The organism is Aquabacterium sp. T101 (genome assembly GCF_057219775.1).
The window spans coordinates 375,967-401,593 of record NZ_JBXVVZ010000003.1 but is presented as its reverse complement, the minus strand read 5'-3'; the positions used below and the strand labels follow the sequence as shown (position 1 = coordinate 401,593).

Annotated in this window: 18 protein-coding genes; 7 read left to right on the top strand and 11 right to left on the bottom strand. The window is 71.1% G+C overall.

Annotated features, from left to right (window positions below):
* Positions 1-1,662: Ig-like domain-containing protein (locus tag AC2EAQ_RS11715; RefSeq protein WP_484643870.1), on the bottom strand; the 1,662-nt coding region annotated here is incomplete at its 3' end.
* A gap of 120 nt (positions 1,663-1,782) precedes the next feature.
* On the bottom strand, positions 1,783-4,065 hold the full coding sequence (locus tag AC2EAQ_RS11710; protein ID WP_484643867.1) for a glycosyl hydrolase: 2,283 nt from the start codon (positions 4,063-4,065) through the stop codon (positions 1,783-1,785).
* A 234-nt stretch (positions 4,066-4,299) separates the two neighbouring features.
* Here AC2EAQ_RS11710 and AC2EAQ_RS11705 point away from each other — a divergent pair, with 234 nt between their 5' ends.
* The 5 genes from AC2EAQ_RS11705 to AC2EAQ_RS11685 all read left to right on the top strand — a co-directional run bounded on the left by AC2EAQ_RS11705 (position 4,300) and on the right by AC2EAQ_RS11685 (position 14,507).
* The gene (locus tag AC2EAQ_RS11705; protein ID WP_484643864.1) at positions 4,300-5,658 is read left to right on the top strand and encodes a hypothetical protein; all 1,359 of its coding nucleotides are present in this window, start codon (positions 4,300-4,302) and stop codon (positions 5,656-5,658) included.
* A gap of 25 nt (positions 5,659-5,683) precedes the next feature.
* Positions 5,684-7,435: a glycoside hydrolase family 17 protein gene (locus AC2EAQ_RS11700; protein ID WP_484643860.1), complete on the top strand. Its 1,752-nt coding sequence runs from the start codon at positions 5,684-5,686 to the stop codon at positions 7,433-7,435.
* Positions 7,436-7,496: 61 nt separating this feature from the next.
* Positions 7,497-8,831 (top strand): glycoside hydrolase family 30 protein, encoded by a 1,335-nt coding sequence (locus AC2EAQ_RS11695; RefSeq protein ID WP_484643858.1) that lies wholly within the window; start codon positions 7,497-7,499, stop codon positions 8,829-8,831.
* Positions 8,828-12,124, top strand: coding sequence for a GH149 family glycoside hydrolase (locus AC2EAQ_RS11690; RefSeq protein WP_484643856.1), 3,297 nt, complete (start codon positions 8,828-8,830; stop codon positions 12,122-12,124). Before AC2EAQ_RS11695 ends, AC2EAQ_RS11690 begins: the two co-directional genes overlap by 4 nt.
* Positions 12,125-12,146: 22 nt before the next feature.
* Entirely contained in the window at positions 12,147-14,507 is a 2,361-nt protein-coding gene (locus tag AC2EAQ_RS11685) for an MFS transporter (RefSeq protein WP_484643853.1), read from the top strand.
* Positions 14,508-14,523: 16 nt separating this feature from the next.
* Here the strand turns inward: AC2EAQ_RS11685 and bla are convergent, their stop codons facing one another.
* Positions 14,524-15,420 (bottom strand): class A beta-lactamase, encoded by an 897-nt coding sequence (bla, locus tag AC2EAQ_RS11680; RefSeq protein ID WP_484643851.1) that lies wholly within the window; start codon positions 15,418-15,420, stop codon positions 14,524-14,526.
* A gap of 98 nt (positions 15,421-15,518) precedes the next feature.
* On the opposite strand from bla, the gene AC2EAQ_RS11675 reads away from it, so the two are divergent.
* On the top strand, positions 15,519-16,409 hold the full coding sequence (locus tag AC2EAQ_RS11675) for a LysR family transcriptional regulator (RefSeq protein WP_484643849.1): 891 nt from the start codon (positions 15,519-15,521) through the stop codon (positions 16,407-16,409).
* On the opposite strand, the gene AC2EAQ_RS11670 is transcribed toward AC2EAQ_RS11675, so the two are convergent.
* The 8 genes from AC2EAQ_RS11670 to AC2EAQ_RS11635 all read right to left on the bottom strand — a co-directional run bounded on the left by AC2EAQ_RS11670 (position 16,406) and on the right by AC2EAQ_RS11635 (position 24,395).
* Positions 16,406-17,407: an alcohol dehydrogenase catalytic domain-containing protein gene (locus AC2EAQ_RS11670; RefSeq protein ID WP_484643847.1), complete on the bottom strand. Its 1,002-nt coding sequence runs from the start codon at positions 17,405-17,407 to the stop codon at positions 16,406-16,408. The two genes, AC2EAQ_RS11675 and AC2EAQ_RS11670, sit on opposite strands and share 4 nt — an antisense overlap.
* Positions 17,404-18,726: an omega-aminotransferase AptA gene (gene aptA, locus AC2EAQ_RS11665; RefSeq protein WP_484643844.1), complete on the bottom strand. Its 1,323-nt coding sequence runs from the start codon at positions 18,724-18,726 to the stop codon at positions 17,404-17,406. The genes AC2EAQ_RS11670 and aptA overlap by 4 nt, the downstream gene beginning before the upstream one ends.
* Positions 18,723-19,496, bottom strand: coding sequence for an SDR family NAD(P)-dependent oxidoreductase (locus AC2EAQ_RS11660; RefSeq protein ID WP_484643840.1), 774 nt, complete (start codon positions 19,494-19,496; stop codon positions 18,723-18,725). The genes aptA and AC2EAQ_RS11660 overlap by 4 nt, the downstream gene beginning before the upstream one ends.
* A 5-nt stretch (positions 19,497-19,501) precedes the next feature.
* Positions 19,502-20,815, bottom strand: a complete 1,314-nt coding sequence (gene hpsN, locus AC2EAQ_RS11655) for a sulfopropanediol 3-dehydrogenase (RefSeq protein ID WP_484643836.1) — start codon at positions 20,813-20,815, stop codon at positions 19,502-19,504.
* An 80-nt stretch (positions 20,816-20,895) separates the two neighbouring features.
* Positions 20,896-21,939 carry an ABC transporter substrate-binding protein gene (locus tag AC2EAQ_RS11650; protein WP_484643834.1) on the bottom strand — a complete coding sequence of 348 codons (1,044 nt, stop codon included), beginning with the start codon at positions 21,937-21,939 and terminating at the stop codon, positions 20,896-20,898.
* Between the two features lie 32 nt (positions 21,940-21,971).
* A complete protein-coding gene (locus AC2EAQ_RS11645; RefSeq protein ID WP_484643831.1) occupies positions 21,972-22,769 on the bottom strand; it encodes an ABC transporter ATP-binding protein in 798 nt (265 codons plus the stop codon).
* A 10-nt stretch (positions 22,770-22,779) separates the two neighbouring features.
* Entirely contained in the window at positions 22,780-23,562 is a 783-nt protein-coding gene (locus tag AC2EAQ_RS11640; RefSeq protein ID WP_484643828.1) for an ABC transporter permease, read from the bottom strand.
* Entirely contained in the window at positions 23,562-24,395 is an 834-nt protein-coding gene (locus tag AC2EAQ_RS11635; RefSeq protein ID WP_484643825.1) for an ABC transporter permease, read from the bottom strand. Before AC2EAQ_RS11635 ends, AC2EAQ_RS11640 begins: the two co-directional genes overlap by 1 nt.
* Before the next feature lie 187 nt (positions 24,396-24,582).
* On the opposite strand from AC2EAQ_RS11635, the gene AC2EAQ_RS11630 reads away from it, so the two are divergent.
* On the top strand, positions 24,583-25,620 hold the full coding sequence (locus tag AC2EAQ_RS11630) for a LacI family DNA-binding transcriptional regulator (RefSeq protein ID WP_484643822.1): 1,038 nt from the start codon (positions 24,583-24,585) through the stop codon (positions 25,618-25,620).
* Positions 25,621-25,627: the final 7 nt, after the last annotated feature.

Below are 25,627 nucleotides of genomic sequence, written 5' to 3'. Positions count from 1 at the left end.
GCTGGGGTTCAGGCCGCCGACCACGCCCGGGGCGAGCACGTAGATGCCCATGTACAGGTCGGTGGCCGGGCTGGGGGTCTGGTAGAAGTAGAAGAAGTAGGAGTTGGCCGCCGTCACCGCCGGCGGGAAGTCGCCGCCGCCGCCGCACGAGGCCGGCGGGCTGCAGTTGAAGCCGTCCAGGTTGCTGCCGCTGAAGCCGCCCACCTCGCCACCTTCGATCGTGCGGTTGGCCGCCGACAGACCGGTGGAGAAGGCGAGGCTTGCCGGCGGCGGCGGCGCGCTGGCGCCGACGAAGCTGATGCCGCCGACGATGACCAGGGTGGTCGGGTACACGCCACCGGCGGCCACGGTGAGGTTCGCGCCGGTGGACTGGCCACCGGCCGCCTGCGCCGCGCCGCCCGCGCCGGCCTGGAAGGTCACCTGCGAGATCGGCGACGCCGCCAGCGCCTGGGCCACCGTCAGGCCCTGGCCGCAGTCCTGCACCACGCTGAACGCCGAGAATGGCACCGTGTACTCCGTGGCCGCCGCGGCCGTGGGCGTCACGATCGAGCGCAGCTGGATGCGGCAGGTGTTGCCGCCCACCGTGTAGCGCCGGCCCAGTTCCAGGTTGACCGCGAACCGGTTGTTCGCCGTGCCGAACCACTCGGCGTTCTGGCCCACCCGGAACCGGATCGAGGTCTGGCCGTTGATCTGCACGCCCGCGGTGTCACCGCTGGGGTTCAGGCCGCCGACCACGCCCGGGGCGAGCACGTAGATGCCCATGTACAGGTCGGTGGCCGGGCTGGGGGTCTGGTAGAAGTAGAAGAAGTAGGAGTTGGCCGCCGTCACCGCCGGCGAGAAGTCGCCGCCGCCGCCGCACGAGGCCGGCGGGCTGCAGTTGAAGCCGTCCAGGTTGCTGCCGCTGAAGCCGCCCACCTCGCCACCTTCGATCGTGCGGTTGGCCGCCGACAGCCCGGTGGAGAAGACGAGGTCGGCGGGGGCGCCGCCAGCCACCGTGAACGAGCGGATCACCGGCGTGGCTGGTGCGAAGGTGCCATTGCCGGCCTGGCTGGCGGTGAGGCTGCAGGTGCCGCCGGCCACGAGCGTGAGCGTGGTGCCGCTGACGGTGCACACCGACGATGTCGTCGACGCGATCGTCACCGGCAAGCCCGAGGTGGACGTGGCGGACAGCGCCGGCGGCGCGGTGCCGATGGTCTGGTTGGCGATCGCCGCGAACGTGATCGTCTGCGACGCGATGTAGGCCTTGGAATCGCTCGCCGCCGCGGTGTTGGCATTGCCCGCGATGTCGTTGAAGCGGCTGGCGGCCACGTTCACGGTGATCGTGCCGGCCACCCCGGGGTTGGGCGTGACCACCAGCGTGGCCTGGCGGCCGTCGATGCGCGTGAAGGTGCCGGGGCTGCCGCCGCTGACGACGATGTCGGTACCGTCGAAGCTCACGCCGACGTCTTCGCTGAACACGAAGGTGAACGTGACCGGGCCCGTGGCCGTGGGAGCGGACACGTTGTTGGCGATCGTCACCGTGGGTGGCGTCGTGTCGGGGCTCGAAGGCGCCGTGCCCACCGGGGGCGGCGGAGCTTCGGCGTCTCCGCCTCCGCAGCCGGCGAGCGCCGCGCCGGCCAGCAGCAGCGCCGCCAGGGACTTGGTGTGGATCGCGTGCGACATGTTGATGGGTCTCCGAGCGGCCTCGTGGGGGCCAATTGATGAAAGCGCTTTCAGAATAGGTTAACTATTCGATGCGGGGATGGCAAGACGCGCGGTCTCGATGCTTTCCCTAGGGGGGATTCAGGGGCTGCGCGCCAGGGTGCCGGGGGCCACCGTCAGCACCTTGCCGTCGCTGAAGCGCACGGTGATCGGCGCCTTGCCGGCATTGAAGGCCAGGTGGGTCCGGCGCCCGTCGGCGCGCTTGAAGACGGCGTACAGCGGCGTGTCGGCGGTGACGCCCAGGTCGGGCGGGCCGAACTCGTTCAGGCTGAGCAGCCAGTGCAGGGTGTGCGAGCGGGTCTCGCCCAGCTCGACCGCGCCCCAGCGGTTCCACTGCGCCAGCGCCGCGGCGGGGTCGGCCATGGACAGGTACTTGGCGAACACGTCCTGCCAGATGTCCGGCGGGTCGACCTTCTTGCCGCGGGCGGCCCAGATGGCCTGCTCGTCCTTCAGCGCCGCCATGTTCTTGCGGATGTAGTCGGGGTGGCGCGCCATGTAGGTCGACGCGGTGGTGATCGGCAGCAGGTTGATGCCGGTGATCTGCCGCGGGTCGTCGGTCCACCAGGTGTTGTGGATGTACTTGCCGCCGAACAGCTGCGCCACGTCGACGTTCTTGTACTCGGGCGCCAGCACCAGGCCGTGCACGTCGAACCAGTAGTGGTCGATGGCCTGCGCCTCGGTGGCGTACAGGTACGCGCCGAGGTCGCGCAACTCGCGGTTGCCGTGGACCTCGCCCCACAGGATCAGGCCGATCCAGGCATTGATCGCCTCCGACGACGACTCCTGGTTGTTGCCGTAGGCGCCGTACTCGCCGACGCCACCCAGGCCGTTGGCCCACGAATGGCCCTCGTAGGGGTCGAAGTTGCGCAGGAACGGGAAGTCGCTGCGACCGCGCTCGGCGGTGGCGATGTCGGCCACCAGCAGGTCGACCATGGCGCCCCAGCGGTCCTTCGCGGCCCAGGCCGGGTCGCGCAGCGCGATCTCGGCGGCGGTGCGGATCCAGTAGCCGTACCAGAAGTGGTGGTCGTTGACCTCGGCGATGGCGAAGAAGTCGTCCGGATAGCTGGCCACGGCACCGAGGCTGCGGTCGACGAAGAAGTAGCGCTTGGCGTCGTTGCCGGAGAACCATTCCTCCATGCGCTTCTTCAGCATCGCGAGGAGCTGGTTGCGGCCGTCGGCGTCGCCCTGCTGCTCGTGCACATCGAGCAGCTTCATGATGCGCTGCAGGCCCTTGCCCTGCCAGTAGGCGCTCTGCCCCTCGGGCAGCATCAGCCGGCGTGCGTTGCGCAGGTCGGTCTTCATCAGGTCCGCCAGCTCGGCGCGTCGCGGCGACTCGCCCACGCCGGGCCAGTGCGGCACGAAACCCACGTACGGCACGCTGGTCTTGAACTGCGGCGCCGCCAGCAGCCGGATCTTGCCGCGCACCGTGTCGTAGCCCGGCCCGAGCCTGCCGTCGACCGAGGCGTTGCGGAACCAGTGGTGCGGGTACAGCCCGTACAGCGGGCCGTTGTCGGGGCCTTCCATCACGCGCGTGGTCGCGGTGAAGGTGGTTTCCACCAGGCTCGCGGCCACGTCGTAGCGCCACTGCACCCGCGTGCCCTTGACGAAGGCATAGGCATGACGATGCAGCAGGGCCAGCGTCTCGGCCTTGTCGTCGGGCATGACGGCAGCGGCCACATAGTGCTTGCCTGCGGGCAGGCGCGCGATCCACTCGGTGGCCGACACGGCCTCCCAGCGCGCGCCGGTGGGCGCGAACAACGCGTAGGCCTTGCCCTTGACGCGCAGCGCCAGCACACGGGCGTCGCCGCCGCCGTCGAAACGCTCGCCCGCGGAGGGCAGGCGCAGCCGCAGGTCACCGCGGGTCAGCTCGATGTGGGCATAGGGGCTGCCGTGCGCCACGGTCGTGCGCATGTCGTCCGCGCCGCGCGCCATCGAGATGTCGATCGACCAGTCGCCCACGCCGGCCAGCTTGGCCGGGCCGGGCTCGAAGGCCAGCGGCGACAGCAGCAGCGGGTCCTTGTGGGGATAGGCGATCTCGGTGTCGCGCCGCTCGGTGGTGGTCACCTCCTTGGCGGGCAGCACCATCTCCAGGCCCTGCTCGGTGGTGCGGATCGTCATCGGCTGCACGAAGATCGGCAGCGGCTTCGGGTTGAAGATCAGCGTCGAGTACCACTGGCTGGTGGGCGCCGCCTGCTTGAGCATCGCCTCGGTGCGCAGCGGCGCGGCGGGCAAGCCCTTGTCGCCGGGCTTCGGGCCCGTGAAGTAGCTGCCCTCGCCGGTCTTGACCGGCTGCGCGGCCAGCGGCGGCACCGCGACCAGCAGGCCCCAGCACAGCCACGCGGCGAACCGGGCCAACAGCTTCATGCATGCCATTTGAGCACCTGCGAGCAAGGACGAATCCGATGCCGCGCATTCTGTTTGAAAGCGCTTTCACGAAAACCCTGGTTTACCCGGTATCCCCCGGGCCGCAGGGGAAATGCGGCGGGCGCGGGAAAACACGGACTCGCCCGCGATTGACGATCGACGATCCCGATCGCTATGCTGTGAAAGCGCTTTCAGATCAACCGCTACCTCCACACAGCCTACGGGTGACTCGGCATGCATCACCATCCTTACCGCACTGAGCGGCCCACCAAGGCGTTCCTCGGGGGCGTTCTGGCACGCGCATCGATCGTCGTGGCCGCCGGCCTGGCGCTGGCCGGCCCGGCCGCTGCGGTCGACTTCGGTCCGTTCAGCCTGACCGGCTTCGCCAAGGCCGACGTCACCCGCATCAGCAGCGAATGCCCGCTCAAGACCTGCCAGGTGGACAAGTTCGCCGGCCGCGAGTTCATCTGGGCCGACGAACTGGTGCAGGGCGTGGGCTACGGCGCGGGCACCACCCACGTCACGCTGTTCCAGCCCTACCTGAGCGCCAAGTTCGACCTGCCGCGCGGCTTCAAGCTGTCGGGCCTGCTGAGCCAGCGCTGGCGTGACGGCAAGGAGGACTTCAAGGGCTTCCTCTACGACCGCAGCATCGCCCTCAGCCACGAGGACTACGGCCGACTCAGCGTGGGCGCGATGCAGACGCGCGCCTGGAGCATGGCCGACTTCCCGTTCGGCAGCGACATCGGTGTCGGCGACCCCTGGGCCTCGTCCGGCGCCGGCTACGGCCTGCTCACGCGCGCCGTGCGCTACACCTCGCGCCTGCTCGACGTGGCCGAGGGCGACCTCGTGCTCGAGGCCACGTACGACTTCGGCGAGAGCGGCTGGCGCCGCAACAAGCCGCGCTTCCTGGAACTGTGGGCGCAGTACCGCCGCGGCGACCTGGGCATCGACGTCATGCTGCAGGAGGCCCGCAACGGCCCGCCGGTGGCGTTCGGCCATGCGCCCTTCAGCGGGCTGTTCTACGACACGTCTTTCGACAACGACCTGGGCGGCTCGGGCCAGAGCATCGCGATGGTCATGGCGCGCTACAAGACCAGCGCCCGCCTGGAACTGTCGGGCGGCCTGCGCGCCAACCGCTGGAGCGGCGCCTACGCCAAGTTCCTGCAGTCCCGCGTCGACAACCCGGCCGGCTTCGACATCTGGAACAACCCGTTCAACGTCGACTGGAGCACCGACCTCGGCGGCGGCGTCTACAAGGGCTACTCCGCCAAGTCGTACGACGCCGTGATCGGCGCGCGCTACAAGGTGACGGACAAGCTCTCGGCCTACGCCGGCATGGTGCATCTCGGCACGGCCACCACGAGCAACCCCACCGAGCGCGGCCAGTCGAACTCGGCCACCTTCAACACCCTCGGCGTGAGCTACGACTACGGCCAGGGCCTGCGCCTGAACGCGGTGGTCGGCCTGGTCAACTACGGCCGCCGCGGGCTGGCCCCGATCAGCATGCCGGGCCACCAGGCCTTCACCGGCATCGACTCCCGGATCGAGAAGCGCGGCAACTGGTTCGGCGCCGGCGCGACCTTCACCTTCTGACCTGCACCAGCACGAGAGCCCTGCCATGCAACACCAACGGTTCGGCATCGCCGCGATGCGCATCGTCCTGTCCCTCTTCCTGGCCATGCTGGTCGCGTCCTGCGGCGGCGGTGGCGGCGTGCCCTACACCGGCGTCACCGTCCGCCCGCTCAGCGCCGACTTCACGTCGCGCAAGGCCGTGGCCTACTCCCCCTTCCGCACGGCCGCCAACGAGGCCGGGCTCGCCGCCGAGGTCATCCCCAAGGCCAACATCCGGCAGGACCTGAACCTGCTGCTGGCGGCGGGCTTCCGCGCCATCCGCCTGTTCGACAGCTCGGACAAGGTGGCGCGCCAGACGCTGGAAGTCATTCGCGACGACAACCTGAACATCAAGGTGCAGCTCGGCGCGTTCGTGCTGGGCAGCAGCGAGTCGGCCAGCCGCGCCGAGATCGCCCGCTGCATCGCGCTGGCCAACGAGTTCCGGGACATCGTGCTCGCGGTCAGCGTGGGCAACGAGACGATGGTCAGCTGGGCCTTCAACCGCATCGCGCCGGCCCTGATGGCCGACTACATCCGCAGCGTGCGCAGCCAGATCACCCAGCCCGTCACCACGGACGACAACTACGCGTTCTGGGCCAGCGCGCCGACGATCATCACCGACGAGATCGACTTCGCCGCGCTGCACACCTACGCCAACCTCGACACCTGGTTCGACCCGACGCGCTGGGAGTGGAAGTTCCGCGACGTGCCCGAGGCCCAGCGCGCGGTGGCAATGATGGACGCCGCCATGGTCGAGACGCGCCGCCAGTACCAGGAGGCGCGCGACCACCTTGACGCCAAGGGGCTGTCGTACATCCCGATCATCGTCGGCGAGACGGGCTGGAACGCGGTGGACGTGGGGCGCCAGCGCTTCCGTGCCCATCCGGTCAACCAGAAGATGTACCTCGACCGCCTGGAAGCCTGGGCCGCCGAGGGCCGGGCCGGCAACGGGCCGAAGCAGGTGTTCTATTTCGAGGCCTTCGACGAGCCCTGGAAGCAGGGCGACGACAAGTGGGGCCTGTTCAACGTGTCGCGTCAGGCGCGCTACGCGATCCAGGCCCTGAACGCGCCGGGCACCACGTTCGGCACCGCGACCTGGACCTGGGAGCCGGTGATTCCCGCCAACGACGCCGACGGCAACGGCATCTACACCGCCGCCGACGCCACCTACTTCCAGCCGCCGACGGTGAACCCGGCAGTCACGGCCACCCGCTACACGCTGCTGTCGGACGCGGCCGTGGTGCCCAACGAGCTGCGCCCCACCGGCCTGCGCTGGGACGCCTTCGACGGCACCACCGCAGCCTACCCGGAAGTGCCGGGCATCTTCGGCCCGGGCGACGCCAACAACAGCCTGCGCATCACGCCGCAGCCCGCGAGCTACGGCTGGGGCCTGCTGCGCCAGTCGAGCACCGGCGCCACCGAGAACCTGTCGGCCTTCGCCAGCGGCTCGATCAGCTTCCAGGTCAACACCACCTACCCCGGCACGATCGAGATCGGCATCGCCACCGACACGCAGGACCGCGAGACCCAGGAGGCGTACCTGCAAATCCGCCCGGGCGACTACGGCTACTGCAACACCGGTGCCTGGTGCACGGTGACGATCCCGCTGTCGGCGTTCACCGCGGTCAACCCGCGCATCGACCTGTCGCTGGTGCTGCTGCGCTTCGTCATCGCCGACCGCTACGCGAACACCGGCAAGCCGAACAACGCCGGCTTCACCGACACGATCTACCTCGACGCCATCCGCTGGTCCCGTTGAGCCTGCGCGGGCACCTCCGGGGTGCCCGCCGCGCCGACGCCTGCAGCCCGCGAGACCCAGGATGCTGACCCGCTTCGTTCTCAGCGCGCGCGACACCGGCCAGCGCCTCGCCGACCTGCCCCTGCCGGCCGTGGACGGTGGCGGCGCGCTGCCGCGCCTGGTGGTCGACACGGGCCGCCGCTTCCAGACCCACCTCGGCTTCGGCGGCGCCTTCACCGAGGCCGCCGCCTCGGTGTGGCAGGGGCTGCCGGAACCGGCGCGGGACCAGCTGCTGCGCGACTACTTCGACCCGACGCTGGGCCACGGCTATACGCTGGGACGCGTGCACATCAACTCGTGCGACTTCTCGCTCGGCCACTACGCGCATGCCGATCAGGCCGACGACTTCGCGCTCGAGCACTTCAGCATCGACCGCGACCGGCGGGCCCTGCTGCCCTTCATCCGCGCCGCGCAGCGCGTGGCCGGTCGGCCGCTGCAGCTGCTCGCCTCGCCGTGGAGCCCGCCGGCCTGGATGAAGACCAACGGCCGCATGGACGACGGCGGCCGGCTGCGCCCGGAGTGCCGGGCCGCCTGGGCGCAGTGCTTCGTGCGCTTCATCCGCGCCTACGAGGCCGAGGGCGTGCCGGTGTGGGGCGTGTCGGTGCAGAACGAGCCCGCGGCCCACCAGCGCTGGGACTCCTGCCTGTACACGGCCGAGGAGGAGCGCGACTTCGTCCGCGACCATCTCGGGCCGGCCCTTCGCGACGCCGGCCTCGGCCACGTCAGGATCGTGATCTGGGACCACAACCGCGACCTCATCTTCGACCGCGCCAGCGTTGTCTATGCCGACGCCGACGCCGCCGGCTTCGTCTGGGGCACCGGCTTCCACTGGTACGGCGACGAGGCCTTCGAGCAGCTGCAGCGCGTGCACGACGCCTGGCCCGACAAGCACCTGCTGTTCACCGAGGGCTGCCAGGAGGGCGGGCCGCACATCGGCTCGTGGGAGGTGGGCGAGCGCTACGCGCGCAACGTGCTCAACGACCTGAACCGCTGGACCGTCGGCTGGATCGACTGGAACCTGCTGCTCGACGAGCGCGGCGGGCCCAACCACGTGGGCAACTTCTGCAGCGCGCCGGTGCTGGCCGACACCGCCCGCGGCGAGCTGATGCACCAGAGCGCCTACTGGGTGCTGGGGCACTTCTCGCGCTTCATCCAGCCGGGCGCGCAGCGGGTGCTGAGCGTGGCCGCCCAGGAGGTGGACACGACGGCCTTCGCCAACCCGGACGGCACGGTCGCCGTCGTCGCCAGCCATCGCCAGGACCGCACGCTGCGCTTGGCGCTGTGCATCGACGGTCGCTGCAGCACGGTGGAGCTGCCGCCGCGCTCGATCGCCACCTTCGTCGCCAAGGCCGGATGACCCCCGCAGCGCCCCCGATGCAGGGCCGCTTCGTCGACGACGACGGCGTCACCTGGTACCGCATCGACGGCTACGACCGCGCAGCACCGTTCTTCGTCGCGCTGGCCAGCGACAGCGATGTGTGGGCCTTCGTCTCCACCGCAGGCTCGCTGGCCGCGGGCCGGCGCGACGCCGAGGGCGCCTTCTTCCCCTACGAGACGGTCGACCGCATCCACCGGCGCTGGGAGCACACCGGCCCGCGCACCTGGATCCGGGTCCGTGACGGCGACCGCGCCACGCTGTGGCAGCCCTTCGCGCCGCAGCTCGACCGGGCTCCCGGCGCGCGCTCGGTGTGGAAGGACCTGTCCGGCACCCGGCTGCGCTTCCGCGAGGAGCATCCGTCGGCACCGCTGTGCTTCGAGCACGAGTGGTCCACCGCCGCCGGCCTGGGCCTGGTGCGCACCGCCCGGCTGCGCGCCGCCACGGCGGCCGTGCGGGTCGAGGTGCTCGACGGCCTGCTCGACCTGATGCCGCCGGGCGTGGGCGTCACCCACGCCACCACGATGAGCTGCCTGGCCGATGCCTACAAGTGGAACGAGGCCGCGGCCGGCGGACGCCTCGGCCTGTATGCGCTGTACGCCCGCATCTGGGACCGCGCCGAGCCGAAGGAATCGTTCGAGGCCCTGGTGGCCTGGCACGCCGGCCTGCCGCCGGGCGGCCGCACGCTGCTGTCGGACGCGCAGGTCGGCGCGTTCTGCCGCGGCGAGCCGGTGACGGCGGAAACGCTGGCGCGCGGCTGCAAGGGGGCCTTCCTCGTGCACTTCGACAGCGAGGTGGACGCCCGCGGCCTGGAGTGGCATCTGGTGGTCGACGCGCCGAAGTCCCAGGTGCAGGTGGCCGACCTGGTGCAGACGCTCGAGGCCGGCGGCGGCACCACGGCGCAGATCCGTGCCGCGCTGGTCGCCAACACCGCCGGCGTCGACGAGCTGCTGGCCAGGGCCGACGGCCTGCAGGTGTCGGGCGACGCGATGGCCGCCGCGCACCATCGCGCCAACGTGCTCTTCAACATCATGCGCGGCGGGGTCTTCGTCGACGGCACCACCCTCGACCGCGACGACCTGCGCGCCTTCGTCGAGCGGCGCCACCGGCCCACCGCGCGGCAACTGGCCGCCACGCTCGACGCCTTGCCCGCGCGCGTGCCGCGCGCGCAGGCGATCGACGCGGCGCGCGCCGCCGCCGGGGCCCACGGCGAGCGCCTCGTGCTGGGCTACCTGCCGCTGACCTTCAGCCGCCGCCACGGCGACCCGAGCCGGCCCTGGAACCGGTTCTCGATCCGCGTGCGCGACGCGCAGGGACGGCGGGTCGTCAGCTACGAGGGCAACTGGCGCGACATCTTCCAGAACTGGGAGGCGCTGCTGGCCAGCGAGCCCGCCTATGCCGGCTCGATGATCGAGGCCTTCCTCGGCGCGATGACGCCCGACGGTCACAACCCGTACCGCATCGGCCGCGACGGCATCGACTGGGAGGTGGTGGAACCCGAGAACCCCTGGAGCCACATCGGCTACTGGGGCGACCATCAGGTGGTGTACCTGCTGCGCCTGCTCGAGGCGGCGCAGGCGCGCGACCCGGCGCTGCTGCCGCGCCTGTGGGACCGCGCCCTGTTCAGCTTCGCGGACGTGCCCTACCGCATCCGCGACCATGCGCAGCGCGTGGCGGACCCGAAGGCGACGATCGACTTCGACGCGCAGGCCGATGCCCGTGCACGCGAGCGCGCGCAGCGCGTCGGCTCCGACGGGCTCATGGTGTGCGACGCCGACGGCCGGCCCGTGCTCGGCACGCTGGCCGAGAAGCTGGCCACCATCGTGCTGGCCAAGGCCGGCAACCTCGTGCCCGGCGGCGGGCTGTGGCTCAACACCCAGCGGCCGGAGTGGAACGACGCCAACAACGCGCTGGTGGGCCATGGGCTGTCCATCGTGACGCTGGCGCACCTGCGCCGCTTCCTGCACTTCGTGGCCGCACTGCCCTGTGCGGACGACGCGTTCGACCTGCCCGCCGCCACGCTGCACGCCCTGCAGGCGCTGGGCGACCTGGCGCGCGCGCTGCCCGCGGCCGCCGACGACGCCGGGGCGCGGCGCGCGTTCATCGACCGCGCCGGCGCGCTGCTCGACACCTGGCGCACCGACGCCTGCCGCGGCGCCGCGGGCCGCGTGCCTGCACGCGCGCCGCAGGGCCTGCTGCGCCGCGTCGCGGCCGATCTGCTGCCGCTGGTGGACGCCACGCTGGCCCGCAACCGCCGCGACGACGGCCTGTTCCACAGCTACAACCTGCTCGACCTGTCCGCGCCCGGCAGCGCCGAAGTCGGCCGGCTGTACCCGATGCTCGAAGGCCAGGTGGCGATGCTGTCCTGCGGCACGCTGCCGCTGGCCGACGCGGTGCGCCTGCTCGACGCGCTGTTCGCCAGCGACCTGTTCGACGCGCGCCGCCGCAGCTTCCTGCTCTACCCGGACCGTCGCCTGCCCGGCTTCCTGGAGCGCAACCGCCTCGACGACGCGGCGCTGGCCCTGCCGGTGGTGCAGGCCCTGCTGACCGCCGGCCGCACCGACCTGCTGCAGCGCCAGGCCGACGGCACGGTGCGCTTTGCGCCCGGCCTGTCCAACCGCGGCGACCTGCTGGCCGCCGGCAGCGACCTCGGCGACGCGGTGCAGCCGCTGGCCGCCGCCTACGACCGCCTGCTGCGCCACCACGAGTTCACCGGCCGCTCGGGCACGATGTTCGCCTACGAGGGCCTGGGCTGCATCTACTGGCACATGGTGGCCAAGCTGCTGCTGGCCGTGCAGGAGCGCGTGTTCGAGGCGTCCGACGCCGGCGCGCCGGAGCTGCCGGCGCTGGTGGCGCACTACCGTCGCGTGCGCGACGGGCTCGGCTACCGCAAGACGGCCGCCGAGTGGGGCGCCTTCCCGTCCGACCCGTACAGCCACACCGCCGGTGCCGGCGGTGCGCAGCAGCCGGGCATGACGGGGCAGGTCAAGGAGGAGATCCTGACCCGATGGGGCGAGCTGGGCCTGCGCTTCGAGGCCGGCATGATCCGCGTCGACCCGGTGCTGCTGGACCTGCACGAGGTGCCGCCCGACGGCGCCCTCGCCTTCACGCTGGCGCGCGTGCCCTATCGCGTGCGGCGCGGCGCGGCGCTGCGCGTGCGCACCCTCGGCGCGCAGGGCTGGACCGAGCATCCGCAAGCCCGCTTCGACCCGCAAGGCGTCGAGGCGGTCGAGATCGAGCTGGGCGCGGCGCCTTCGCCGGCCCGCGCCCTGTAACCCGCACCCGGGAACAACCACCATGTCCGCCACCACCCCCAGCACCGCCCACAAGGTTCCTTTCGGTCAGAAGGTGGCCTTCGGCCTGGGCATGCTGGCCAACCAGATGTTCCCGGCCGCGCTGGGCATCTTCATGGTGGTGCTGGTGCAGGACATGGGCTTCCCCGGCTGGATGTGGGGCATCCTGTTCTTCCTGCCGCGCGTGTTCGACTCGGTCACCGACCCGATCATGGGGTTCATCTCCGACAACACGCGCTCGCGCTGGGGGCGTCGCAAGCACTACGTGCTCATCGGCGCCGTCGTGATGGGCATCTCGTTCGTGGCGATGTGGCAGCTGCACCGCGCCGACGGCGTGACCTACAACTTCCTCTACTTCCTGTTCTGGTCGTTCATCTTCTACACCGGGCTCACGCTGTTCAGCATCCCCTACGTGGCCATCGGCTACGAGATGAGCGACGACTTCCACGAACGCACCAGCATCATGGCCGTGGCGCAGTGGATCGGCCAGTGGGCCTGGGTCATCGCGCCGTGGTTCTGGGTGGTGATGTACGACCCGAGCTGGTTCGAGAACGCCGACACGGCCACGCGCACGCTGTCGGTGTGGGTCGGCGTGGTGTGCATGCTGCTGGCGATGGTGCCGGCGCTGTTCATCCCGAGTCGCTCCAGCCTGGGCGACACGCACCTGATCCCCCTGACCTGGGCCAACTTCGGCGGCGGCATGCGGGAGATCCTCAACGGCTTCATCGAAGCCTTCGGCTCCGCGCCGTTCCGCAAGCTGTGCTTCGCCACCTTCCTGATCTTCAACGCCTTCAACACGGTGGCGGCGTTCTCGTTCTTCATCGTCGTCTACCACCTGTTCAATGGCGACACCGCGGCCTCGGGCATCTGGCCCACGCTGTTCGGCAGCGTCGGCGCGCTGATCACCACCTTTGCGGTCATCCCCACCGTGGCCTGGATGTCGCGTCGCATCGGCAAGAAGAACGCCTTCATGGTGTCGCAGGGCATCTCGATCATCGGCTACGTGCTGCTGTGGTTCCTGATGATCCCCGGCAAGCCGTACATGTTCATGTTCGCGCTGCCGTTCTTCTCGTTCGGCATCGGCGGCCTGTTCACGCTGATGATGTCGATGACGGCCGACGTGTGCGACCTCGACGAGCTGGCCACCGGCAAGCGGCGCGAGGGCATCTTCGGTGCCATCTACTGGTGGATGGTGAAGTTCGGCTTCGCCATCGCGGGGCTGCTCAGCGGCGCGATCATGTCCTTCGTCGCCTTCACGCCCGGGGCCGCCGTGCAACCCGACGGCGCGGTGGACGGGCTGCGCCTGTTCTATTCCGGCGTGCCCATCTTCGGCACGCTGCTGGCGATGTGGATCATGCGCAACTACGACCTCGACGAGAAGCGCGCGATGGAGGTCCACACCGAGCTGGAACGGCGCAAGCAGCGCGCGGGCGCGTCGTCGTCGCAGGGTTCGGGCGCGCGGCCCTGGCTCGCCGAACATGGCCTGCTGCTGCCCGGCGCCGAGCCCTCGGCGCTGGCGGGCAAGAGCGGCGAGGAGCTGCGTGCGCTGCATGCCGAGCAGCTGCAGCGCGGCCTGTACGGCCTGTGCTTCAGCGCCTACACGCAGGGTCAGAGCGCGGGCGATGCGCTGTCCGAGGCCCAGGTGCGGCGCCGCCTGGCGCTGATCCAACCGCACACACGCTGGGTGCGGTCCTTCGCCTGCACCGAGGGCCACGACCAGATTCCGCGCCTGGCGCGCGAGATGGGCCTGAAGACGATGGCGGGCGCCTGGCTCAGCACCGACCGCGCGCGCAACGAGCGCGAGATCGAGGCCCTGATCGGTCTGGCTCGGCAGGGTCTCGTGGACACCGCCGTCGTCGGCAACGAGGTGCTGCTGCGCGGCGACCTGCCCGAGGTGGAGCTGCTGGCCTATCTGGCCCGCGTCAAGGCCGCCGTGCCCGAAGGCGTGCCGGTGGGCTGCGTCGACGCGTACTTCCAGTTCCTCGAGCGGCCCGCGCTCGTCGCCGCGTGCGACGTGCTGCTGCCCAACTGCTACCCCTTCTGGGAAGGCGCCCACATCGACGTGGCCGCGCAGTACCTGCGCCGCATGCATGCGCTGGTCAAGGCCGCGGGCGGCGAGGACAAGCCGGTGGTCGTCACCGAGACCGGCTGGCCCTGGAAGGGCCAGGCCGTGGCCGGCGCGGTGCCCTCGGCCGACAACGCGATGCGCTACTTCGTCGACGTGCAGCAGTGGGGCCGCAGCGAGGGCATCAAGCTGTTCTACTTCTCGTCCTTCGACGAGCCGTGGAAACTCGGCCAGGAAGGCGAAGTGGGCACGCAGTGGGGTCTGTGGGACAAGGACGAGCGGCCCAAGGGCACCGCCTGACGGCGTCCGCGACGCCTCAGCGCGCCGCCAGCCGCCCCACCTCGGCCAGCACGGCCTCGTCGCGCGCTCGCACCTGCGCGCTGCCGCGGCGCGGACCTTCGTAGTAGGCCGCGATCGCGATCGGCGCGCGGCCACCGGGTGGCCAGAAGATCGCCAGGTCGTTGATGCGATCGGGCAGGTGCGCGTCGAGCCCCGTGCCGGTCTTGTCGCCCGCGGTCCAGCCGGCGGGCAGGCCGGCACGCAGGCGGCGCTGCCCGGTGCGGGTCTCGCGCATCCAGCCCAGCAGGCGCTCGCGCCCGGGCTCGGCGAGCATCGGCCCGGTCAGCAGCCGCACCAGGTTGGCGGCCATCGCAGCCGGCGTGGTGGTATCGCGCTCGTCGCCGGCGGCCACGCCGTTCATCGCGGGCTCGATGCGGTCCAGCCGCGTCACCGCATCACCCTGCTCGCGCAGCCAGCGGGTGAACGCAGCGGGTCCGCCGAGGTGCCGCAGCAGCAGGTTGGCCGCCAGGTTGTCGCTGAGCTTCTGGGCCGCTTCGGCGAGGCGCCCGATCGGCAGGCCGACCCGCGGGTCCTGGCCCTCGGCCACCGGCATGTGCGGCACCCTGTCGGCCGCGCTCCAGGCCAGGCGTTCGTCCAGGCGCCAGCGCCCGGCCTCGACCTGCGCGAGCGTGGCGGCGGCGAGCATCAGCTTGAAGGTGGAGCACATCGCGAAGCGTTCGCCGGCGCGGTGGGCGAAGCCGGGCCCACCGCCCAGGTCGACCACCGCCACGCCGAGCCGGCCGCCATGGCGCCGCTCCAGCCCGGCCAGCGCCTGGGCGGCACGATCGTTGGCGGCACCGCGGGCGGGCCCGGCGGCCAGCGCCAGGGTGCCGAGCAGGCCGGCGAGCAAGAGGGGGCGGCGAGAGACGTCCATACTTTCCTTCATCGTCGATGGGTGATGCGACGCTATTCTTCGAGCTGATCGACCTGCTGCCCAACGAAGAATGCTGGGCACTGACATGAGGTTTTCTCATGACCCTGGCCCGCCTCTCGCTCAACCACCTGCATGCCTTCGCTGCCGCGTCGCGGCATCTGAACTTCACCCGCGCCGCCGACGAGCTGTGCGTGACGCAGGCCGCGGTGAGCCACCAGATCAAGTCGCTCGAGGCGCAGATCGGCAAGCCGCTGTTCCTGCGCACCGCGCGCGGCCTGCAGCTCAGCGACGACGGCGCACGCCTTGCGCCGCTGGTGCAGCAGGCGTTCGCGCAGCTCGACAAGGCCGTGGCCCTGCTCGACGAGCGTGCCCCGCCCGAGCGCCTGACGGTCGCGGTGGTAGGCACCTACGCCCAGGGTTGGCTGCTGGAGCGGCTGCCGCGCTTCCAGGCCGAGCACCCGCACATCGAGCTGCGCCTGCAGACGCACAACAACAAGCTGGACCTGGCCACCGAGACGATCGACGCCGCGATCCGCTTCGGCGACGGAGCCTGGCGCAGCGTGCACGCGCAGGCGCTGCAGAGTGCGCCGCTGACGCCGCTGTGCGCACCGGAGATGGCCTCGACGCTGTCGCGTCCGGCGGACCTGCGGCGCTGCACGCTGCTGCGATCGTTCCGCGCCGAGGACTGGCCGGCCTGGGCGCGTGCGGCCGGCTGCGACGCGCTGCACGCGCGCGGCCCGCAATTCGACACCTCGGTGCTGATGGTGCAGGCGGCCCTGCTCGGTCTGGGTGTGGCGCTGGCGCCCGCGTCGATGTTCCGCCGCGAGCTGGCACAGGGCCGGCTGGTGCAACCCTTCGCGGTGGATGTGGATGTGGGCCGCTACTGGCTCACGCGCAGCCTCACGCGCGAGCCCACACCCGCGCTGCAGGCCTTCGCGGCCTGGCTTCAGGCAGGGATCGCGGCGCCGGACACGGGCCGGGGCGGCTAGGGCCGCAGGATCACCTTCGCCGAGGCACAGCGCCCCTGATCGAGGTCGAGAAAGGCCTGCTGGCCCTCAGCGAGGGGACGCTCCTCGACCCACGACAGGTCGCCGAAGGCGCCGCGCGCCAGCGCGTCGACGGTGGCCCGCAGGTCGGCCGTGGTGTAGGTGTAGGTGCCCAGCAGCGTGATCTCGGCCAGCGTGAGCTTGCGCATGTCGATCTCGCTGGCCCAGTCCTGCAGGCCCACGTGCATGATGGTCCCGCCGGGCTTGACGGCAGCGAAGGCCTGGGTGCGGGTGGCTTTGGCGCCGACGGCGTCGATGACGACCTCGAAGCTGGCGTCGGCTGGCGGCTGGCTGCGCGGATCGATCGTCGTGCAGCCCGCATGACGCGCCACCGCCTCGCGGCGCAGCGGGTTCAGCTCCGCCAGCGTCACGCGGTCCACGCCGAGATGGCGCAGCAGCAGGGCCGCCAGCATGCCGATCGCGCCGCCGCCGATGACGAGCACGCGGCACTCGTGGATCGGCCGCGCGAGAGCGCGCATCGTCAGGTTGATCGCGTGCCAGGCCGTGGCCGCCGGCTCGGTGAGGGCCGCGCTGCGGGACGGCAGGTCCTGCGGCATCGCGATCAGCGACGCGGCGGGGATGCTCATGTACTCGGCGAACGCGCCCGGGCGCGTCATGCCGACCATGGTGCGATGGGCGCACAGGTTGTTGCGCCCCTGGACGCAGTACTCGCAGGTGCCGCAGGTGATCAGCGGGTTGCCGGTGTAGCGCGTGCCGACCTCGAAGCCCGGTGCCGCCGACTCGGCGATGCGGCCGACGAACTCGTGACCCAGCACCAGGCCGGGCAGGCGCCGCGGGTCGTGGCCATGCCAGGCATGCATGTCGGAGCCGCAGATGCCCACGGCCTCGATGGCCAGCACGACCTCCCCCGGCACGGCGGACGGCCGGTCCCTTTCCTGCAGCTGCACTTCGTTCGGTTGCGTGTAGACGAGGGTCTTCATGGTTCGGGGTGCTGCGTGTCGATGATGGCCTGGCGCAGGCGGTCGGCCATGCGCTGCATGTCGTGTTCCGACGCGACGAAGGGCGGCGCGAGGATGAGCGTGTCTCCCGGCGCGCGGGTCAGCACGCCCCGGTCGAAGGCGGCGGCCTGCGCGCGAGCGCCACGCCGGCCCGGACCGGCGGCGTCGCAGGCCAGCTCGATGCCCGCCGCCAGACCGAGGTTGCGCACGCTCACCACGCCCGGCGCATCGGCCAGGCCGTGGACGATGGCCTCGAAGCGCGGCGCGAGCGCGGCCACGCGCTGCGGCAGCTGCTCGTCGCGCAGCACGTCGAGCATGGCCAGCGCCGCGGCGCACGCGAGCGGGTGCCCCGAGCAGGTGTAGCCGTGCATCAGCTCGGACAGATGCCGGGGCCCCTGCATCACCGCGTCGTGGGTCCGGCGCGTGACGATGACGCCACCCAATGGCGCCGCGCCGTTGCTGACCGTCTTGGCGAACACGATCATGTCGGGCACCACGCCGAGCGCCTGCGCGGCGAACATCGCGCCCAGGCGGCCGAAGCCGGTGATCACCTCGTCGAAGACGAGCAGCAGCCCGTGCCGGTCGCAGATCTCGCGCAGGCGCTGCAGGTAGCCTCGCGGCGGCACCAGCACGCCGGTGGAACCGGCCAGCGGCTCGACGATCACGGCGGCGATGCTGGACGCGTCGTGCAGGGCGACGAGGCGCTCCAGCTCGTCGGCCATGGCCTCGCCGCCCTGGGCGGGCTGGCCGCGCACGAAGGCCTGCGTCGCCGGGTCCCAGGTGCTGGCGAGGTGGTCGGCCCGCAGCATCGCGCCATTGAAGGCACGGCGGTTGTTGGTCATGCCGCCCACCGAAATGCCGCCGAAGCCCACGCCGTGGAAGCCACGCTCGCGACCGATAAACAGGTTGCGCTGTCCCTGACCTGTCGCACGCGCGTGGGCCAGCGCGATCTTCATCGCGGTGTCCACCGCCTCGCTGCCGCTGTTGACGAGGAACACGCGGTCCAGCCCCGGCGGGGCCAGCGCGCCGATGCGCTCGGCCAGCTCGAAGGCGCCGGCATGGCCGACCTGGAAGCTCGACGCGAAATCGAGCGTGTCGATCTGGCGTTTCATCGCCTCGGCGATGCGCGGGTGGCGATGGCCGGCGCCGACGCACCACAGGCCCGAGATGCCGTCCAGCACCTCGCGCCCGTCCGGCGTGCGGTAGGCGATGCCCTGCGCGTCGGCCACGAGGCGCGGCGCGGCCTTGAACTGCCGGTTCGGCGTGAACGGCATCCACAGCGAGTCGAGCGGTACGTTCATCGCGCGGTGTATCCCCCGTCCACCATCAGGGTCTGGCCGCTGACGTAGCGGCTGGCCTCGCTGGCCAGGAACAGCGTGGGCCCGGCAAGGTCGTCGAGCGTGCCGTTGCGGCCGACGCAGGTCTGCTGCGCGTGGCGCGCGGCCAGCGCCTCGTCGGCGAACACCGGCGCGGTGAGCGCGGTGGGGAAGAAGCCCGGGCCGATCGCGTTGCAGTTGATGCCGCGGGCACCCCACTCCTGCGCAATCGCGCGCGTGAGCTGCACCACGCCGCCCTTGCCGGCACCATAGGGCGCGCTGTGGGCGAAGGCGCGGTAGCTCTGCAGCGACGCGATGTTGATGATGCGCCCCCAGCCGCGGGCGGCCATGCCCGGCGCCAACGCCTGCGTCAGGAAGAACGGCGCACCCAGGTGCAGGGCGATCTGCGTCTGCCAGGCTTCGGGCGTCACCTCGCCGAAGGGCTGGCGCAGGTTGACGCCGGCCGCGTTGACGAGGATGTCGATGCCGCCCAGCCGACGCTCGGCCTCGGCGGCGGCGGCGCGCAACGCGTCCACGTCGCACAGGTCGGCCGCGATCCAGCCGGCGTCGACGCCCTCGGCGCGCAGGCGCTGCGCGGCCGCGTCGAGTTCGCCCTCGCGCCGCGACACCAGCAGCACGCGGGCGCCGGCCTGGCCCAGCGCGCGGGCCATGGCTTCACCGATGCCCGAGCTGCCACCGGTCACCAGCGCCCGCCGCCCGCGCAGGTCGAACAGCGCCATGGGCCCTTGGGGCATGTCGGTCACACCTGCACCGGCTCGCCGCGCTCGAAGCGCTGGCCGGGAAAGTACTTCGCGAGCCGGTCGTCGGCGGTGCGCGCGTGGGCCTCCATGCCTTCCAGGCGCGAGATGCGCGCGGTGACCTCGCCGATGTCGCGTGCCGCCTCCCGCGTCATGCGCTGCCAGGTGAGCGTCTTCATGAACTTGTGCACCGACAGGCCGCCCGAATAGCGTGCCGCGCCCTTGGTGGGCAGCACGTGGTTCGGGCCGCTGGCCTTGTCGCCATAGGCCACGGTGGTCTCCTCGCCGAGGAACAGCGAGCCGTAGCAGGTGAGATTCGCGAGCCACCAGTCGAGGTCGCGCGCATGCACCTCCAGGTGCTCGCTGGCGTAGCGGTCGGACACCGCCGCCACTTCCTCGCGCGTGTCGCAGACGACCACTTCGCCATAGTCGCGCCAGGCGGCGCCGGCCGCGTCGCGTGCGGTGGGCGGCAGCGCGTCGATCAGCGCCGGCATACGCCGCATCACGTCCTCGGCCAGCGCGCGCGAGGTGGTGAACAGCCAGGCCGGGCTCTCGTGGCCGTGCTCGGCCTGGCCCACCAGGTCGCTGGCGACGATGGCGGCGTCGGCGCTGTCGTCGGCGATCACCGCCACCTCCGACGGGCCGGCGAACACGTCGATGCCCACCTTGCCGAACAGGGCGCGCTTGGCCTCGGCCACGAACTTGTTGCCCGGGCCGACGATCACGTCGGCGGGCCGGCCGGTGAACAGGCCGTCGGCCATGCTGGCGATCGCCTGCACGCCGCCCAGGGTCATGATGACGTCGGCGCCCGCCTTGTCGAAGGCATACAGCAGGTACGGATGCATCGGGCCGCCGCGAAACGGGCCCGAGCACGCCACGATGGTCTTCACCCCCGCGGCCTTGGCCGTGGCCACGCCCATGTAGGCCGAGGCGATGTGGGCGTAGCGGCCGGCGGGCGCATAGCAGCCGGCCACGTTGACCGGCAGCACGCGCTGGCCGGCGGTGACGCCCTGGTGCACCTCCACCGAGAACTCGGACAGCGAGCGGCGCTGCGCATGGGCGAACTCGCTCACCTGGCGGATCGCGAAGTCGATGTCGCGCTTCACTTCCGCGGGCACCTCGGCGGCGCGGCGGTCGATCTCGGCCCGCGTCATCACGATGTCACCGTCCCAGCCGTCGAGCTTGCGGGCATAGGCGCGCACGGCCGCCTCGCCGTTGCGGCCGATCTCGTCGAGCATCTCGGTGACCACCTTCTGCGCGGTGGCGGTCTCGGTCTCCGGCGTCTTGCTCGCCTTCTTGAGGTAGGTCGTCGCCATGGTCGACTCCAGAAATTGTTTTCAGAGGGCGCCTCGAAAGGGCGGCCGAGGCCGCCCTTTCGCCGAGCGCCGCTGCGGGTTCAGTTCGTCTTGTTGGCGAACTCGCGCAGCTTCGGGTCGGCCGCCACGCGCTTCATGTAGGCGTCGGTGATGAAGTCGGCGGTCGACGGCACGGTCTGGATCGCGCCGGTGCCCTTCATGAACTCGCCGATCGCGCCGAACCAGCCGTCCCAGGTGGACGCGCCCTTGCTGCGGTCCATGTTCTGAAGCTGCTGCGTCAGGTTGAAGGTCGGGCGGGTGTCGAACTCCTTGCGCATGGACGCCTCGCTGATGGAGGTGCCGCCCTGCTCGTAGAACTTCTTCATCATCGCGATGGCCTCGTTCCTGTTGGCATTGGCCCACGACCAGGCGCGCAGATACACGGCCAGGAACTTGGCGACGTTCTCCGGGTTCTGCTCGGCGTAGTCGCCGCGCGCGATCAGCGCCCCGGGCACGAACGCACCGCCCTCCTTGCCCGAGCACAGCACGCGGCCGCCGGCCTTCTCCTCGAGGGTGTAGATGTTGGGCGCCCACAGGCCCCCCAGATCCGCGTTGCCCGAGGACATGGCCGAGATGATCTCGGCCTGACCCATGTTCTTGATCGTCACGTCGCTCTTGGACAGGCCCCACCTCTTCAGGCAGGACTGCACCGCGTAGTCGCCGGTGGAGTTGGCGGTCAGCACGATCGTCTGCCCCTTGATGGAGGCCGGGTCCTTGGCGAACTTGTCGGCGGCAGCCTTGCTGGCCAGCAGCGCATTGCCCGCCGACTCGTCATTGCTCACGCCGATGGTCTTGATGCCGAAGCGCACGTGGCCCAGCACGGCGGGCACGCCGCCGGTGCCGCCGACGTCCCACGACTTGGAGGCCGCCGCCGCGATCTGCGGCACGCCGGCCGGGAAGGTGGAGAACACCGGCTTGAGGCCGACCTCGGCCCACCAGCCCTTCTCGGTGGCGACGTGGAACGGCAGAGCCCAGTACAGCGCGGGCTGGTAGCTGACCTTGATCTCGGTGAGCTGCTGGGCCTGGGCAGTGCCGCCCGCGGCGACGGCAAGGCCCAGCAGGCTGGCGCGAAGGATGGTTTGCATGGTCGTGTCTCCTCTTGGGTGGTTCGGTGGGGTCAATGAGCGTCGTCGCCCTGCTGCTCGCGCAGCAGCTTCCAGACGTGGGTGCGCAGATGCACGAAGCTGGGAAGGTCCATCACGTCCTCGATGCGCGTGTGGGCGTCCCAGTGCTCGGCCTCGCGGATCGACTTGACGTCGATGATCTCGCGGATGGTTCCGGGGCGGCGCGTCATCACCACGATGCGGTCGGCGAGGTACACCGCCTCCTCCACCGCGTGGGTGATGAACAGCACCGTGCGAGGGTTCTTGCGCGCCAGGCGCACGAGCTCCTCCTGCATGACCACGCGCGTCTGCGCGTCCAGTGCGCCGAAGGGCTCGTCCATCAGCAGCACCTTGGGGTCGAGCACGTAGGCGCGCGCGATCGCCACGCGCTGCTGCATGCCCCCGGAGAGCTGGTGCGGGAACGCGTGCTCGTAGCCCTGCAGGCCCATCAGCTCGATGTACTGCTCGATGCGGCGCTTGCGCTCGGCCGGCTCGATGCCCAGCGAGTGCAGGCCGAACTCGATGTTGTCCCAGACGTCCTTCCAGGGGAACAGCGCGAAGGCCTGGAACACCACGGCGCGGTCCGGGCCGGGCTTGACGACGATCTCGCCGGCCACGCGAACCTCGCCGCCCGTGGGGTGCTCCAGCCCCGCCGCCATGCGCATGCAGGTGGTCTTGCCGCAACCCGACGGCCCGACGATGGCCACGAACTCGCGGTCCTGCACCACGAGGTCGATGTCCTTCAGTGCAACGAACTCCTTGTCGTTCTGGCGGAACACCCGCTGCACGCCCTGGAACTGGATATTGGCCACGTTCGGTTCCTCAGATTCCGCGACGCTTCTCGATCGCCGCATGCAGGCGCCGCAGCACCACGTCGATCAGCAGGCCGACCACGCCGATGGCCACCATGCCGCACATGACGGTGGTGGTCGACACGGAGGCCTGGCCCTTGACCATCAGGTAGCCCACGCCGCTGGACGCGACGATCAGCTCGGCGCCCACGAGCGACTGCCAGCCCAGACCGGCAGAGATGCGCAGACCCGCCACGATGGACGGCACGGCCGCCGGCAGCAGCACCTCGGTCATCGCGCGCCACGAGCTGGCGCCGAGCATGCGCGCCGCCTCGATGTACTTGCGGTCGACCTGCTGCGCGCCCCGGTAGGTGTTGATCAGCACCGGCGGGAACGCGCCCATGAAGATGATCAGCACCGGGCCGCCGATGCCGGTGCCGAACCACAGCGCCGCGAACGGCACCCAGGCGATCGGTGCCACGAAGCGCACGGCCTCGAAAGCCGGCGTGACGATGCGGTCCACCCATCGGAACCAGGCCATCAGCAGGCCCAGGGGGATGCCCACCAGCACCGCGAGCCCGAAGCCCATGGCGAAGCGGCGCAGGCTCGACAACAGGTGCTCGTGCAGCACGAAGCCGGCGAAGGGCTGCACCAGCAGCTGCGCGAAGCGCTCGACCACGTCCCACGGTGCAGGCAGGAAGGCGCGCGAGGTGATGCCCGACAGTGCGGCCACGCTCCACAGCGCCAGGAAGCTCGCCGCGCCGGCCGCGGTGAGGCCCAGGAACCGGGAGCGCTGCAGCGCCGGACCGATCATCAGTGCGCCCTCCAGGGCATGACCTTCTTCTCGATCCAGCCCAGGCCCAGGGTCATCAGCCAGCCGCACAGGGCCACGCTGATCATGCCCACCAGGATCATGGCGGGGTAGATGTCCTGCGCCGCCTGGTTCAGGATCTGGCCCAGCCCGGTGATCGCCCCCACGAGCTCGGCGGCCACCAGCGTGGTCCACGACGCCTGCAGCGACAGCCTCAGGCCCGTGAAGATGCTGGGCAGCGCGCCGGGGATCAGCACCTCGCGCCAGTAGCGCACGCCGTTCACGTCGAGCATGGCCGCCGCCTCGAACACCGGCTTGTCGATCTGGCGCACGCCGGTGTAGCTGTTGATCACCGACGGCACGAAGGCCGACACGAAGATGACCATCATCTTGGCCGCGTCGCCCAGACCGAGCCAGACGATGGCCAGCGGGATCCAGGCCAGCGGCGGGATCGGCCGCAGCACCAGGAAGATCGGGTTGACAAAGGCCTCGACCACTCGGCTGGCCCCCATCGCCAGGCCCAGCGCCACGCCGATCGAGGCCGCGACGGCGAAGCCCATCGTCACCAGCAGCACGCTGCGCAGCACGTGCTCGTGCAGACGCCCGTTGCTGTAGCCGTCGACCGCGATCTGCTTCAGGGCCAGGCCGACCTCGGCCGGCGTCGGGAAGCGGGCCGGCGACACGATGCCGGTGACGGCGGTCAGCAGGTGCCACAGCGCCAGCACGATGAGCAGCGTCAGCGCGACCGTGCCCAGGCGCAGCCCCCACGAGCGCGCCTGGCCGCCGGCCACGGCGGCCTGGGCGGCAACGGGCGAAGGGGGAACGACGGCGCTCATGGCGTGGCGGAGGGAACTCGAAGGAGGTTGAAGCGTGGAGGGATGGCGTCTGTAAACAATTTCAGTTTCGGTGCCGGATGCATCTCCGTCAAGCGCTGTTTGGCGGCCGACGCACCGGATTTCCCCTAGCAAACGGCGGTGCGGCAGGCCACGGGCCTTGCTGCAAACGAGTACATTGCCAGGCATCGTGAGTGCGCAGACGTCCCCCCTCCCGACCATCAACGACGTGGCCCGCCGCGCCGGGGTCTCCACCGCGACCGTCTCGCGCGTGGTCAATGCCACCGACGGTGTCCGCACCGAGCTGCGGGCCCGGGTCGAGGAGGCCATCGCCCAGCTCGGCTACGTGCCGCATGCCGGCGCGCGCACGCTGAAGTCGCGCCGCACCGGCACCATCGGCGCCGTCTTTCCGACCGTCGACAACGCGATCTTCGCCAAGGCCATCGACGCACTGCAGCGACGCCTGGCCGAGGACGACCACCAGCTGCTGATCTCCACCAGTGGCTACGACCCGCAGGTCGAGGAGAGCCAGGCGCTGAACCTTTTGGCCCGCGGTGCGGACGCACTGGTGCTGTGCGGCTGCGCTCAGCGGCCCCAGCTCCTTGCGCGCCTGCGCTCGCGCGGCGTGCCGGTGGTGCATGTGATGAGCTGGCCGCTGCCGCCGGGCCTGTGGGGACTGGGGTTCGACAACGCCCGGGCGATGGGCCAGGTGGTGCGCTACCTGCTCGACCTGGGCCATCGGCGCATCGCCATGCTGGCCGGCGTGACGCGCGACAACGACCGCGCCGAGGCCCGCGTGCGTGGCGTGCGCGAGGCCCTGAAGGCGGCCGGCCTGTCCCTGCCGGCGTCGCGGCTGGTCGAGCGGCCCTACGCCCTGGCCGCCGCCCGCGAGGGCCTGCGCCAGCTGCTGGAGGCCACGCCGGCCCCCACCGCGGTGGTGTGTGGCAACGACGTGCTCGCCCTGGGCGCCCTGCTCGAGGCCCGGCACCTGGGCCTGGAGGTGCCGCGCGATCTGTCCATCGTCGGCTTCGACGACCTGGAGATGGCCTCGCATCTGCAGCCGGCCCTCACCACCGTGCACGTGCCGGCCGAAGCGATGTGGCGACGCGCCGCGGAACGTGCCCTGGCCTTGGCGCGCGGTGACGCGCCGGTCCGCGACACGGAGGTCGAGGTGTCTCTCGTGGTGCGCGGCTCCACGGCGCCGCCGGCGCAGCGCAAGCGAAGCTGAGCGCGGC

Coding starts and splice junctions, on each gene's coding strand:
- AC2EAQ_RS11675 (WP_484643849.1), top strand. CDS start 15,519: ATGACCCTGGCCCGCCTCTCGCTCAACCACCTGCATGCCTTCGCTGCC.
- AC2EAQ_RS11660 (WP_484643840.1), bottom strand. CDS start 19,496: ATGCCCCAAGGGCCCATGGCGCTGTTCGACCTGCGCGGGCGGCGGGCG.
- AC2EAQ_RS11700 (WP_484643860.1), top strand. CDS start 5,684: ATGCAACACCAACGGTTCGGCATCGCCGCGATGCGCATCGTCCTGTCC.
- hpsN (WP_484643836.1), bottom strand. CDS start 20,815: ATGGCGACGACCTACCTCAAGAAGGCGAGCAAGACGCCGGAGACCGAG.
- AC2EAQ_RS11690 (WP_484643856.1), top strand. CDS start 8,828: ATGACCCCCGCAGCGCCCCCGATGCAGGGCCGCTTCGTCGACGACGAC.
- AC2EAQ_RS11635 (WP_484643825.1), bottom strand. CDS start 24,395: ATGAGCGCCGTCGTTCCCCCTTCGCCCGTTGCCGCCCAGGCCGCCGTG.
- AC2EAQ_RS11650 (WP_484643834.1), bottom strand. CDS start 21,939: ATGCAAACCATCCTTCGCGCCAGCCTGCTGGGCCTTGCCGTCGCCGCG.
- AC2EAQ_RS11640 (WP_484643828.1), bottom strand. CDS start 23,562: ATGATCGGTCCGGCGCTGCAGCGCTCCCGGTTCCTGGGCCTCACCGCG.
- AC2EAQ_RS11670 (WP_484643847.1), bottom strand. CDS start 17,407: ATGAAGACCCTCGTCTACACGCAACCGAACGAAGTGCAGCTGCAGGAA.
- bla (WP_484643851.1), bottom strand. CDS start 15,420: ATGGACGTCTCTCGCCGCCCCCTCTTGCTCGCCGGCCTGCTCGGCACC.
- aptA (WP_484643844.1), bottom strand. CDS start 18,726: ATGAACGTACCGCTCGACTCGCTGTGGATGCCGTTCACGCCGAACCGG.
- AC2EAQ_RS11685 (WP_484643853.1), top strand. CDS start 12,147: ATGTCCGCCACCACCCCCAGCACCGCCCACAAGGTTCCTTTCGGTCAG.
- AC2EAQ_RS11705 (WP_484643864.1), top strand. CDS start 4,300: ATGCATCACCATCCTTACCGCACTGAGCGGCCCACCAAGGCGTTCCTC.
- AC2EAQ_RS11710 (WP_484643867.1), bottom strand. CDS start 4,065: ATGAAGCTGTTGGCCCGGTTCGCCGCGTGGCTGTGCTGGGGCCTGCTG.
- AC2EAQ_RS11695 (WP_484643858.1), top strand. CDS start 7,497: ATGCTGACCCGCTTCGTTCTCAGCGCGCGCGACACCGGCCAGCGCCTC.